The 11283-nt window shown below is 30.7% G+C and carries 14 protein-coding genes; 8 read left to right on the top strand and 6 right to left on the bottom strand.

The window, feature by feature from the left end; genetic code table 11:
• Positions 1-2: 2 nt before the first annotated feature.
• Positions 3-707 (top strand): carboxy-S-adenosyl-L-methionine synthase CmoA, encoded by a 705-nt coding sequence (cmoA, locus tag KAR67_RS07880; protein ID WP_002780163.1) that lies wholly within the window; start codon positions 3-5, stop codon positions 705-707.
• Between the two features lie 3 nt (positions 708-710).
• On the opposite strand, the gene KAR67_RS07875 is transcribed toward cmoA, so the two are convergent.
• The 4 genes from KAR67_RS07875 to nth form a co-directional block, all read right to left on the bottom strand.
• Entirely contained in the window at positions 711-929 is a 219-nt protein-coding gene (locus KAR67_RS07875) for an EexN family lipoprotein (RefSeq protein WP_002780165.1), read from the bottom strand.
• Between the two features lie 78 nt (positions 930-1007).
• On the bottom strand, positions 1008-1640 hold the full coding sequence (locus KAR67_RS07870; protein ID WP_002780167.1) for a trimeric intracellular cation channel family protein: 633 nt from the start codon (positions 1638-1640) through the stop codon (positions 1008-1010).
• Positions 1641-1649: 9 nt separating this feature from the next.
• Entirely contained in the window at positions 1650-2300 is a 651-nt protein-coding gene (locus KAR67_RS07865) for a DNA/RNA non-specific endonuclease (RefSeq protein ID WP_002780169.1), read from the bottom strand.
• The gene (nth, locus tag KAR67_RS07860; RefSeq protein WP_002777553.1) at positions 2297-2923 is read right to left on the bottom strand and encodes an endonuclease III; all 627 of its coding nucleotides are present in this window, start codon (positions 2921-2923) and stop codon (positions 2297-2299) included. The genes KAR67_RS07865 and nth overlap by 4 nt, the downstream gene beginning before the upstream one ends.
• Positions 2924-3005: 82 nt before the next feature.
• Between nth and KAR67_RS07855 the strand changes: the two genes are divergently transcribed.
• The 5 genes from KAR67_RS07855 to KAR67_RS07835 all read left to right on the top strand — a co-directional run bounded on the left by KAR67_RS07855 (position 3006) and on the right by KAR67_RS07835 (position 8270).
• Positions 3006-3827, top strand: a complete 822-nt coding sequence (locus KAR67_RS07855) for a peptidylprolyl isomerase (protein WP_002777551.1) — start codon at positions 3006-3008, stop codon at positions 3825-3827.
• On the top strand, positions 3827-4891 hold the full coding sequence (fbaA, locus tag KAR67_RS07850; protein ID WP_002777549.1) for a class II fructose-bisphosphate aldolase: 1065 nt from the start codon (positions 3827-3829) through the stop codon (positions 4889-4891). Before KAR67_RS07855 ends, fbaA begins: the two co-directional genes overlap by 1 nt.
• Positions 4892-4989: 98 nt before the next feature.
• Positions 4990-6444, top strand: a complete 1455-nt coding sequence (locus KAR67_RS07845) for a MotA/TolQ/ExbB proton channel family protein (protein ID WP_002842549.1) — start codon at positions 4990-4992, stop codon at positions 6442-6444.
• Positions 6441-7391, top strand: a complete 951-nt coding sequence (locus KAR67_RS07840) for an OmpA family protein (RefSeq protein ID WP_002789860.1) — start codon at positions 6441-6443, stop codon at positions 7389-7391. The genes KAR67_RS07845 and KAR67_RS07840 overlap by 4 nt, the downstream gene beginning before the upstream one ends.
• Before the next feature lie 9 nt (positions 7392-7400).
• Complete coding sequence (locus tag KAR67_RS07835) at positions 7401-8270, top strand: 1-aminocyclopropane-1-carboxylate deaminase/D-cysteine desulfhydrase (RefSeq protein ID WP_002780176.1); 870 nt, start codon at positions 7401-7403, stop codon at positions 8268-8270.
• Between the two features lies 1 nt (position 8271).
• Here KAR67_RS07835 and KAR67_RS07830 read toward each other — a convergent pair whose 3' ends face one another.
• Positions 8272-8727, bottom strand: coding sequence for a low molecular weight protein-tyrosine-phosphatase (locus KAR67_RS07830; protein ID WP_002777540.1), 456 nt, complete (start codon positions 8725-8727; stop codon positions 8272-8274).
• Between the two features lie 53 nt (positions 8728-8780).
• Between KAR67_RS07830 and KAR67_RS07825 the strand changes: the two genes are divergently transcribed.
• A complete protein-coding gene (locus tag KAR67_RS07825; RefSeq protein ID WP_021033678.1) occupies positions 8781-9965 on the top strand; it encodes an MFS transporter in 1185 nt (394 codons plus the stop codon).
• 20 nt (positions 9966-9985) lie between these two features.
• Complete coding sequence (locus KAR67_RS07820; protein WP_002777536.1) at positions 9986-10642, top strand: DUF4230 domain-containing protein; 657 nt, start codon at positions 9986-9988, stop codon at positions 10640-10642.
• On the opposite strand, the gene KAR67_RS07815 is transcribed toward KAR67_RS07820, so the two are convergent.
• Entirely contained in the window at positions 10639-10848 is a 210-nt protein-coding gene (locus KAR67_RS07815) for a 4-oxalocrotonate tautomerase family protein (protein WP_002777534.1), read from the bottom strand. The two genes, KAR67_RS07820 and KAR67_RS07815, sit on opposite strands and share 4 nt — an antisense overlap.
• Between the last annotated feature and the right edge of the window lie 435 nt (positions 10849-11283).

Genomic DNA, 11283 nt, shown 5'->3' with positions numbered 1-11283 from the left:
AAATGAAAGATGAACTTTTTAAAGAAAAGCTAACCAAACAATTTGAATTTGATAAGAGTGTCGCAAGTGTTTTTGATGATATGATTAATCGCTCTGTGCCTTTTTATAGGGAAAATTTAGAACTTTGTGCAAATTTGATAAAAAAATTGACTAAAGAGGGAGCAAAGGTTTGTGATTTGGGTTGTTCTAGTGCGAATTTTTTAATTTTTTTAGCCAGCTTAAGAAAAGATCTTAAGCTTTTTGGTGCGGATAATGCACCTTCTATGCTTGAAATCGCCAAATCAAAAGCACAAGCTTATGGCTTAAATATAGAATTTTTTGAAGCGAATTTGTGTGATTTTGTTTTTTTTCAAAGTGATGTATTTGTAGCTAATTATACTTTGCAATTCATCCGTCCGCCTAAAAGACAAGAACTTGTTAATGAAATTTATAAGAATTTAAACAAAGGTGGTATTTTTATCATGAGTGAAAAAATTCTTTATGAAGATGCTTTTTTGTCTAAAAATATGATAGAACTTTATGCAGATTATAAAGAAAGACAAGGTTATTCTAAAATCGAAATTGCAGCCAAAAGGGAGGCTTTGGAAAATGTTCTTATCCCTTATAGTGAAAAAGAAAATTTAGATATGCTTAAGAATGCAGGATTTGAAAAAATAGAAAGTGTTTTTAAGTGGGTTAATTTTGAAACCTTTATAGCCTTTAAATAAAAATTATCTTGTTTGTGTATCATGGCCTTCATCCCAATCTTCTTTTGGGATAGCAACGCTATGAGCATTTACACAATCTTGACTGATGATAGATTTCAAACGACATTCATCACTTCTTTTTTTGGCTTCTTCGGGATGAGCTTTGTAGTATTCTACACTTTTGGTTTGTTCACAAGCTGTAAAAAATAAACAAATAAGGGTAAGTAGTATTGCTTTATTCATAGTATTTTCCTTAAAAAGCATAATTAAACTTTTATCACGCTTCTTTTTATCTTAGCAAATTTTTATAAATACAATTCATTATTTTTCCTCATTATAAGAAAAAATGGGTAAGGACCATTGGTATTTGATCGCTAAAAGCCTAGCTGTAACTCCTACAAATAGCGTTACAAGCGTGCAAATTAAAGCATGCAGTTGAAGATAAACCATTAAAGTATAATAAATCGCCCCTGCTATGATTGCGATTCCTGCATAAATTTCTTTTTGGAAAACTAAAGGAATTCTCATGCATAAAATATCTCTTAAAATTCCACCAAAAACACCTGTAATCACTGCTGCAGAGATTGCGATGATAAAGCCATGGTTTTGTTCTATTGCAATTTGTGCGCCAAGTATGCTAAAGACTACAAGTCCTATGGCATCAAGCGTTAAAAATAAACTTTCTAATCTGCTAACAATGCGTGGAATTTTAGTGGCAACAAGAGCACAAAGGCAAATTAAAACAATATATTCAGGATGTTTAACCCAAGTAAGTGGATAATGACCTAAAAGCACATCGCGTATGCTTCCACCTCCTATGGCAGTTACTAAGGCTATGAAAATTACTCCAAAAAGATCCATTTTATGTCTGCCTGCAGCCAAGGCACCTGTCATACCCTCTGCTGAAATTCCTATAATGTAAAGTATGGTTATGGTTAAAGCACTGATTTCCATTCATAGCCTTTAGAATTTATTGCAAGAAATTTTATAATCATTGATTTCTTCGCTCTGGATATTGTTATTGGGTACTTCATAACATTCTTCAAACCGAGAAGTTTTGATAATCTTAACATAAGAACTCGGTATAGCAATGCCATTTTTAATAAATTTAGGATTTTTACCATAAAGTATTAGATTTAGCACTTCAACGCTTTGGAATTTAAAAGCAAGACTTCTTTCTCTTTGTTCGATTTCATTCCAAACCGTTGCATTAACTTGTGCATTTTGTGGAGTGATATTACTCATCAAAAAAACCGATGTTTGTGCTGCTTTACTAAAGCGAAAAGAAGCATTTGAGGCTATATGTCCTCGGGTATAACCACTATTTTTATAATCACTCCAAGTACTGCGGTATTTTTTAGGGATATTTGTGTCATCTTCAAAGCGAGCTCGTTTTTTGATCTGTTTTTCTTTTAGATTGGACGCTTCGACTTTATAGGCTACGGCTTTAGTGCCTTTGAGTTTATAATCATAACAATTGGTATAAAAAAATTTATCCAAAACAACAGAGCAATTTAAAGGATTAAAATAAGGCGCAAAATCTTTATCGGGCTTATAAGCTTCTAAAGCAAAAACATGAAGTGTGAATGCTAATAAAAAGATGATAAGTTTCATTCAAGTTCCTTGTCTTTACTTTTGCAAAGATGGTTTAAAAAACATTCTTTACATAGAGGTTTTTTAGCCTTGCAGGTATAGCGTCCAAAAAGCACCATGGCTTGATGAAGATAGTTAAGATTGTCTTTAAATATGCGTGTTAAATCCTCTTCAGTCGCTTCAGGAGTCTTAGCCTTGCTAAGTCCTAAGCGATGAGAAACACGAAAAACATGAGTATCTACTGCCATGCAGTTTGCACCACACCATTCGATCAAAACCACATGGGCTGTTTTTTGTCCTACTCCTGCTAAGGATTTTAATTTTTCTTCATCCAGTGGAATTTCGGCGTTGAAATTTTCACGGACTGATTGAGCCATTTTGATGAGATTTTGGGCTTTGTTATTATAAAAAGAACAACTTTGTATATAGGTTTTAAGGCTTGATAAATTTGCATTTGCAAGACTTGTGATATCAGGATAAGCTTTAAAAAGCTCAGGGGTGATAAGATTAACCCTTTTATCGGTGCATTGTGCAGAAAGCATCACACAGACTAAAAGTTCATAGAGATTTGAAAACTTTAATTCTGTAGTAGGCTTATCAAAATGTTTTAAAAAAAGTTCTTTGATTTCTGAATTTCTTTTCATTTTTTTATTTTAATTAATTAGCTTTAAACCAAGTTGAGATATAATTGATTTTAATCTATTTTATTAAAAAAGGAAGTCTAAAATGAGAAAAGTTTCTTTAATTGCCGCAGCTTTAATTGCAGGTGTAACTTTAAATTTAAATGCAGCTACTATAGCTACTGTAAATGGTAAAAATATAAGCGATACTGAAGTGAGTGAATTTTTTGCACCGATGCTTAGAGGAGAGGATTTTAAAAGCTTGCCTGATCATCAAAAAAAGGCTCTTTTGCAACAATACATCATGCAAGATTTGATACTACAAGATGCTAAAAAACAAAATTTAGAAAAAGATCCTCTTTATAAAAAAGAATTAGAACGCGCAAAAGATAGCATACTTGTTAATGTTTATCAAGAAAAAATTCTTAATTCTATTAAAGTTGATTCTTCTAAAGTTAAAGCATTTTACGAACAAAATAAAGAAAAATATATCAAACCTGCTGCAGTTCAAGCTAAGCACATTTTAGTATCTAGCGAACAAGAAGCTAAAGATATCATTAAAGAACTCAAAGGTTTAAAAGGTAAAGCTTTAGATGATAAATTTAGCCAGCTTGCTCAAGAAAAATCAATCGATCCAGGTTCAAAAAATCAAGGTGGAGAATTAGGTTGGTTTGATCAATCAACAATGGTAAAACCATTCACTGACGCAGCATTTGCACTTAAAAATGGCACCATTACAACCACTCCTGTAAAAACAAATTTTGGCTATCATGTAATCTTAAAAGAAAATTCTCGTGCAAAAGAACAAATCAAATTTGATGATGTTAAAAAAGGCATTGAAAATGGTTTGAAATTTGAAGAATTTAAAAAAGTGATCAATCAAAAAGGTCAAGATTTGTTAAACAATGCTAAAGTGGAATACAAATAATGGGCTTGTTAGACATCGTAAAAGCAGGGGTTGTTAGCGGAGATGAGCTTAATAAAGTTTATGAATACGCTAAAGCACAGGGTTTTGCTATCCCTGCCGTTAATGTAGTGGGAACTGATTCGATCAATGCTGTTTTAGAAGCTGCTAAAAAAGTAAATTCTCCTGTTATCATCCAATTTTCTAATGGAGGAGCGAAATTTTATGCAGGAAAAAATTGTCCACAAGGTGATGTATTAGGAGCGATTAGCGGGGCTAAGCATGTGCATTTGCTTGCTAAGGCTTATGGTATCCCAGTGATTTTACATACAGATCACGCTGCTAGAAAGCTTTTACCTTGGATAGATGGACTTATAGAAGCAAATGCTGAGTACAAAAAAACTCACGGACAGGCTTTATTTAGCTCTCATATGCTTGACCTTAGCGAAGAGGATTTAGAAGATAATCTAAGCACTTGCGAAACATATCTTAAAAAACTTGATTCTTTGGGAATTTCACTCGAACTTGAACTTGGTTGCACTGGGGGAGAAGAAGATGGAGTGGATAATACAGGTATTGATAATTCTAAGCTTTATACCCAGCCTGAAGATGTAGCACTTGCATATGAAAGACTTGGGAAAATCAGCGATAAATTTTCAATAGCAGCCAGCTTTGGAAATGTACATGGAGTTTATAAACCAGGAAATGTAAGTTTACAACCTGAAATTCTTAAAAATTCACAAAAATTTGTAAAAGAAAAATTTGGCCTAGAAGTTGATAAGCCGATCAATTTTGTTTTCCATGGTGGAAGTGGAAGCGAATTAAAAGATATCAAAGATGCGGTGAGTTATGGTGTAGTAAAAATGAATATCGATACAGATACTCAATGGGCATTTTGGGACGGAGTTCGCGAATATGAAGCAAAAAACCGTGAATATTTGCAAGGCCAAATTGGCAATCCAGAAGGTGAAGATAAGCCTAATAAAAAATACTACGATCCGCGTGTTTGGCTAAGAAGCGGTGAGGAAAGTATGATAAAGCGTTTAGAACTTGCTTTTGAAGATTTAAATTGTATAGGAAGAAATTAAGCCTTTGGCTTAAATCTTCCAAATTTTATTTTAAAGATTTTTTAAATTGCTTGATAACAATCTTTAAAATAGAATTTAGCTAATGGGGTATTAGTGTTATGGATATAAGATCGGATGAAATTTCAGAACTCATTCTACCAGAAAGTAAAGAGAAAAAAGGATATTTGGTTTATTTAAAAATTATTTTTATACCCGCTTTACTTTATGTTTTTATTTTATTGGGTTATTATGATATTATAAATTTTAAAGTCGAATTGCACACTGTTGTTATGATAGGCTTTATTTTTTTCACAGCCCTTGTGTTTGCAAGGCATAGTTCTGAATACGCATACAGCATTTTTGAACAACAAAAAGATGAATTTAAACAAGCCTTAAAAAGACATATTATGAAGCATTTTCTTACTATAGGTAAGGATACAAAATCTAATGCAAATTTTGATGATTTTGCTTATGCTTATGTTAGGGGTGCAAGGAATGAAAACTTTGCTAGTATTGGTGCAGCTATTTTTCCTATGATGGGAATTTTAGGAACTTTTATCAGTATAGCCTTGTCTATGCCTAATTTTAGCTCTAGCGATACAGCAGCCTTAGAGCAAGAGATCGCTCTTTTGCTAAGTGGTGTAGGAACTGCTTTTTATGTTTCAATTTATGGTATTTTTCTAGCTCTTTGGTGGATGTTTTTTGAAAAATTTGGAAAGAGTAAGATCGAGCGTTTGTTAAATCGTCAAAAAAATTCTACAAGTGGATTTTTTTGGACAAAAGAAGAGCTTGATCAAAGATATTTGAGTGAAAGCTTGCAACATTTTGAAAAAATCAGTGCCATTTTTAAACAAGTAAGCAATCAAGATTTTTTTGCAGAGCTTGATCATACTATAGATAGAAAATTTGGAATTTTTCAAGATATGCTCAATGTAGAAGAAAAAGCTATAAGATTGAGTGGGGAGCATATTAAGCAAACTATGGGTGAGTTAAGTAGAGCACAAAGAGATCAAAGAGATCTTGGAAAAATGTATGGCGAAATGCTAAATGGTATAGGAATGCTTAATCAAAATTTAAAAGAAATCAATATGCGAATGTCTGAACAATATAACCGCCTTCTTGATATCAGTAGTGAAAAAATTCAGCATTTTGATAAAACCTTGCTTGCTTTTGATGAAAAAGTAGATCGTTTTGGTAAAAATTTTGAATTATATGAAAAAGCCATTTTAGAAAGTCAAGAAAAAGTTTTTGAAGGTTTTAAAGCAAGTCTTTTTGAGGGTATGCATAAATTTAAAGAAGTTTATGAAGAAGAAAAAAGTATCGATGCGAAAATCAAAATGATGGATAAATTAAAGCAAGAAATTAAGAATTTAAATGAAGAAACAAATGAAGTGATGGCTAAAATAGGTAAATTTCCTAATCCTGCTCAAGAAGAGCAAGATAATATAGAAAATGAAATTCTTTCAAGCGAAAAGATAACTGAAAATACAGAGCAAACCAAAGAAAATCAAAATGATAGCGACACTTTAGATTCTAATAAAAATTTTAATAAAGAAGAAAAAGAAGATAAATGAAAAATGAGCAAGAAGAAGGTAATTTTTGGATAGCCTATGCTGACTTGATGGCAGGGCTACTTTTTGTTTTTATCCTGTTAATAGGTGCTATTGTAGTTAAATACGTTTTAACTCAAAGCGATCTAAGAGAAATTAAAGATAATCTTAACAAACAAGAAGCACGCTTAGAAGAAAGCAAGGAAGAGCTTAGAAATAAAGAAGCTATTGTTTTTAAATTAAGCTCTGATTTAAACAATGCTTCAAGTGCTTTAAATCTTATAAATTCTCAAAAAGCAGAACTTGAAGCAAATATCACTAATTATGAGCAATTAAGCAAAGAGCTTAATTCATCTATAGATAATAAAGATAAGCAAATTTTGATTTTGCTAGGTCAGCTAGAAAAGAAAGATGAAGAAATTAGAAATTTGCAAGAAAGCTTTGATAAAGCAAAAGAAAAGGTTCAAAATTTAAGTTTGATTCGCGAGAATCTAAGTAAAGAGCTACAAGCTAAACTCGATAGCAATATCACCATAGATCAAAAAACAGGTTCTATTTCTTTACCTTCTGAGGTATTGTTTGATAAGGATTCTTATACGCTTAAAAATGAAGCTAAGGCGAGTTTGAGAAAAATTTTAAGTGAGTATTTTAATGCTATTATCAATGATCCAAAGATTTTGTCTAATATTGAAAATATTATCATTGAAGGGCATACGGATAGCGATGGATCTTATATTTATAATCTTGATTTATCCCAAAAGCGTGCTTATGAAGTGATGAATTTTATCTATACTTTTTATAAGGATATAAGATTGCAAAAACTTTTGATGGCAAGTGGCAGATCGTTTTCTGATCCTGTTCTTGTAAATGGAGTAGAGGATAAAGATAAAAGCCGCCGCATAGAGATTAAATTCAGTATTAAAAATGATAATGCTTTAAAAGATGTTGAAAAGTTTTTTGAGTTTCACTAAGAATTTTAAATGCTAATTTCTCCTATAGAAAAAATTCAATTTCAAGGATTTGAATTTTATATCAAGCGTGATGATTTGCTAGGAGAGATCAATGGAAATAAAGCTAGAAAACTTGCTTTTTACCTTTCTCAAAATTATAATCAGAGCCAACGCTTTATAAGTTATGGTGGCATTCAAAGTAATGCTTTAGTAGCACTTAGCATATTTGCAAGTAAAAGAAATTTAACTCTTATTTATGCTTGCGAAAAGATTCCTACTTATCTAAGAAATAATCCTTGCGGTAATTATAAATTAGCCTTGGAAAATAATGTTTATTTTATTGAAAATCATAGCGATAAAGACTTAAAAACATTTGCACTTTCTTTGTGTGAAAAAGATGATGTTTTTATAGAGCAAGGAGTTGCTAATTTAAATGCCGAATCAGGTTATATTCAACTAGCCAAGGAAATAGAAAGTCAAAGTAAAAATTTAGGTTTAGATTTTGATATTTTTCTACCCTCTGGCACAGGAACTTCGGCTGCATTTTTAGCTAAAAATTCCAAATTTAAAGTTTTTACTTGTGCTTGTGTTGGAGATGAGTGCTACCTTAAAACTCAAATTTTAAATCTTATTAAAAATTATGATTTTTCGAATTTAGAAATTCTAAAAAGTGATAAAAAATATCATTTTGCTAAACTTTATCTAGAATTTTATCAGCTTTATAAAGATTTAAAACAAGAATGTCAAATAGAATTTGACTTGCTTTATGACATGCTAGGATTGAGCATAGCCTTAAAAAGAGAATGGAAAAATCCCTTGCTTTATATCCACCAAGGAGGAATTTCTGGAAATTCCTCTATGTTAGAAAGATATATATTTAAATATTGTAAAGATAAATGATTTATTTTTGTAGATGGCTTAAAAGATTTTTACACGCTAAAGAAATGATTTGATAGGTTTCATCAAAATTCCCACTATACCATGGATCAGGGACTTCATCATATCCTAAATGAGAAGCAAAATCAGTGATTTTTAAAAGTTTATTTTGAGTATTTTTATAATTTTTTTGAACATTCTTAAAATTAGAATTATCCATGGTGATTAAAAAATCACTTTCATCACAAAGTGCTTGAGTGAGTTTTTTGCTTGTAAAATTTTGATATTTTATATTTAAGCTTTTAAGTTTATTTTGAGTGCCATAGTGCATATTTTCTCCATCGTGTTCTCCTGAGGTTCCAGCACTGGTTATAAAAAATTCTTTTTCTAAATTTGCTTTTTTAACAAGATCTTTCATAACAAATTCAGCCATGGGGGAACGACAAATATTTCCAAGACATACAAAAACTATCTTTTTCATTTTCATCCTTGAAATTTAATTGAAAATTATAAAAAATATCATACAATAATTTTATGGAAAATTTCAATAGGACTTTATGGGTATGTTGGTTTGGCGTCTTTACTACAAGTATGGGACTTAGTCAAATTGCTCCAATCTTGCCTTTATATATCAAAGAATTAGGACATACAGATACTAGCGAAATCGCATTTTACTCAGGATTAGCTTTTGGAATCACACCACTTGGAATGGCTATTTTTTCACCTTTGTGGGCATATTTGGGTGCAAAATACGGCTATAAAAATATGCTACTTCGAGCAAGTTTAGGAATGTCAGCTTTAACGCTGTGGCTTAGTTTTGCTCATGATGCTATGGAAGTGGTTTTGATACGAGGTTTAACGGGTATTGTATCAGGATTTACCGCAGCAGCTGTTGTTTTTATCGCTGTAATAGCACCCAAAGAAAAAGTAGCTTATGCTTTGGGGACACTTTCTACTGCATCTATCAGTGGGAGTTTGTTAGGTCCTTTATTTGGTGGAGTTGCGGCAGGAATTTTTAGCATTAGTGTAGTTTTTGATTTGGTAGCCTTTTTGCTTGCTTGTTCTTTTGTGACAATTTTTCTTTTTATTCATGAGAGAAAAATTCAAAAAGAAGCAAAAAAAAATACTCAAGAATTTAAAGAAAATAAAAAACTTATTGTTATTATTTTTATCACAACTTTTATCATTCAGTTTGGAACTTTTGGGGTTATGCCTATTTTAAGTCTTTATGTAGAACAAATTTATCAAGGTGAAAATTTGGCTCTTTGGGCAGGTATAGTTGTAGCTGCAAGTGGGATTAGCAACCTTTTCTTTGCGCCAAAACTTGGAAAAATAGCAGATAAAATCGGCCCTAGCAAGGTTATTTTTAGCGCTTTGATATTTTGTGGAATTTGTTTTTATTTACAATCCTTGGCTACCAATGTTTATGCACTTATTTTCGTAAGATTGCTTATAGGAATAGGTCTTGGAGGACTTTTGCCTTGCGTGAATGCTTTGCTTAAAAAAGGTGTTAGTGCTAAAAATTTAAGCCTTGTATTTGGCTTTAATCAAACTTGTCAGTTTTTAGGAAATTTTTGCGGTGCTTTTGGAGGAGGATTGATAACAGCGCATTTTAGTGTAGAACTTGTTTTTGCTTTTATTTGCTGTATTTTTATTTTAAATGCTATAATTTTTTTGATATTTGAAAGAAATTATATTTTTTCTAATCAAGGTTTATAATTCTTTAGAAAGGTGATTTTATGGAACTCATTTTACTTAGTTTGATTGTTATTTTGCTTGTATTTGTCATTATAAAGCAGTTTAAAAATAGCTCTAAAATAGAAGAGAAGGACATTCATATTAGCAATGATATTACCCAACTTAAATCCATAGGAGAGCTTAGTGTTTTTCAAGTCTTTAGTAAAGAAATTGTTACTAAAAAAGATAGTGCTTTTAACGGAATTTGGAAAAGTATTTTGGGTTGGTCTTTAAGCGAAAGACAGATTGCTTTGATTTTTGAATTTGAGATCACATTTTTATATGATTTAAGAGATAAAAATTTTGAAATCATAGTTTTAGATAATGATCATTATAAGATTATTATGCCTGAATGCAAATACAAGCACAGCATTATAGATATGAAATTTTATGATGAAAAAAATGCTAAATTTTTGCCTTTTTTACTGCCTGATTCTATTAATAGCACAGGACTTAGCTTTAGTGAAAATGACAAAAATAAACTTATAAGAGAAGCCAAAGAAGAGGTTAAAGAATTGTCATTAAATCTTATTAGAAATTTAGAAAGTAAAATTCACAAAAGTGCTAGAGATACTTTAGAAGCTATAGCCAAAGGTTTTGGAGCAAAAAAGGTAGAGTTTGAATTTAAGGACAATACTCAAAAGCTAGATATAAACTAGCTTTTTTCTTTTCTTACTTGAGTGATACTTTTTCCACCTAAGCCGTAATTGTCTGTATCGATTTCATCAATGATTACTACGGTTGAGGCTTTGTTTTTGTTTAAAACTTTAGCGAGTAAATCTGTAACTCCTGCGATAAGCTCTTGTTTTTGTTCGCTTGTAGGTTCACCGTTTTCTTTGGTAATGCGTATATTTACAAAAGGCATTTAAAACTCCTTTATATATTTTTTAATAATTTTAAATAGAAAACATTAATACAAGCTTATTAGAAAAGCTCATTTTTTATAAAAATTATTTTGATAATTAATATTAAATTTATAAAAACAAGATTATAATTTAATATCAGTATTAAAATATAAATTCATCTATAGTTTAAATTTATATAAATAAAAAATGACTCACTATCACAAAAGCTGATTAAAATTTGCTAAAAGGATGTCATAAATCTTAAAATGTTTGATTTTTTTATAAATTATATGATTTTTTGTGCTAAAGATCTTTCTAAATTGTTTTTAGGAACTTTAGCTTTATTTTTATTTGCCTTTTTTGGATTTATGTTTTTTATATGCGAAGGTGTGTTTTTATATGTATTACTTTTTTGTGAAATAATTTTATTTTTATATATGCTTTTGGGTATTTTT

The organism is Campylobacter sp. JH32 (assembly GCF_017846535.1).
Lineage (GTDB): Bacteria > Campylobacterota > Campylobacteria > Campylobacterales > Campylobacteraceae > Campylobacter_D > Campylobacter_D coli.
This window is presented reverse-complemented; position numbering and strand designations above follow the sequence as displayed.

Excerpts from the sequence above, each read along its gene's own strand:
- cmoA (WP_002780163.1), top strand. The coding sequence starts at position 3 with ATGAAAGATGAACTTTTTAAAGAAAAGCTAACCAAACAATTTGAATTT.
- KAR67_RS07875 (WP_002780165.1), bottom strand. The coding sequence starts at position 929 with ATGAATAAAGCAATACTACTTACCCTTATTTGTTTATTTTTTACAGCT.
- KAR67_RS07870 (WP_002780167.1), bottom strand. The coding sequence starts at position 1,640 with ATGGAAATCAGTGCTTTAACCATAACCATACTTTACATTATAGGAATT.
- KAR67_RS07865 (WP_002780169.1), bottom strand. The coding sequence starts at position 2,300 with ATGAAACTTATCATCTTTTTATTAGCATTCACACTTCATGTTTTTGCT.
- nth (WP_002777553.1), bottom strand. The coding sequence starts at position 2,923 with ATGAAAAGAAATTCAGAAATCAAAGAACTTTTTTTAAAACATTTTGAT.
- KAR67_RS07855 (WP_002777551.1), top strand. The coding sequence starts at position 3,006 with ATGAGAAAAGTTTCTTTAATTGCCGCAGCTTTAATTGCAGGTGTAACT.
- fbaA (WP_002777549.1), top strand. The coding sequence starts at position 3,827 with ATGGGCTTGTTAGACATCGTAAAAGCAGGGGTTGTTAGCGGAGATGAG.
- KAR67_RS07845 (WP_002842549.1), top strand. The coding sequence starts at position 4,990 with ATGGATATAAGATCGGATGAAATTTCAGAACTCATTCTACCAGAAAGT.
- KAR67_RS07840 (WP_002789860.1), top strand. The coding sequence starts at position 6,441 with ATGAAAAATGAGCAAGAAGAAGGTAATTTTTGGATAGCCTATGCTGAC.
- KAR67_RS07835 (WP_002780176.1), top strand. The coding sequence starts at position 7,401 with ATGCTAATTTCTCCTATAGAAAAAATTCAATTTCAAGGATTTGAATTT.
- KAR67_RS07830 (WP_002777540.1), bottom strand. The coding sequence starts at position 8,727 with ATGAAAAAGATAGTTTTTGTATGTCTTGGAAATATTTGTCGTTCCCCC.
- KAR67_RS07825 (WP_021033678.1), top strand. The coding sequence starts at position 8,781 with ATGGAAAATTTCAATAGGACTTTATGGGTATGTTGGTTTGGCGTCTTT.
- KAR67_RS07820 (WP_002777536.1), top strand. The coding sequence starts at position 9,986 with ATGGAACTCATTTTACTTAGTTTGATTGTTATTTTGCTTGTATTTGTC.
- KAR67_RS07815 (WP_002777534.1), bottom strand. The coding sequence starts at position 10,848 with ATGCCTTTTGTAAATATACGCATTACCAAAGAAAACGGTGAACCTACA.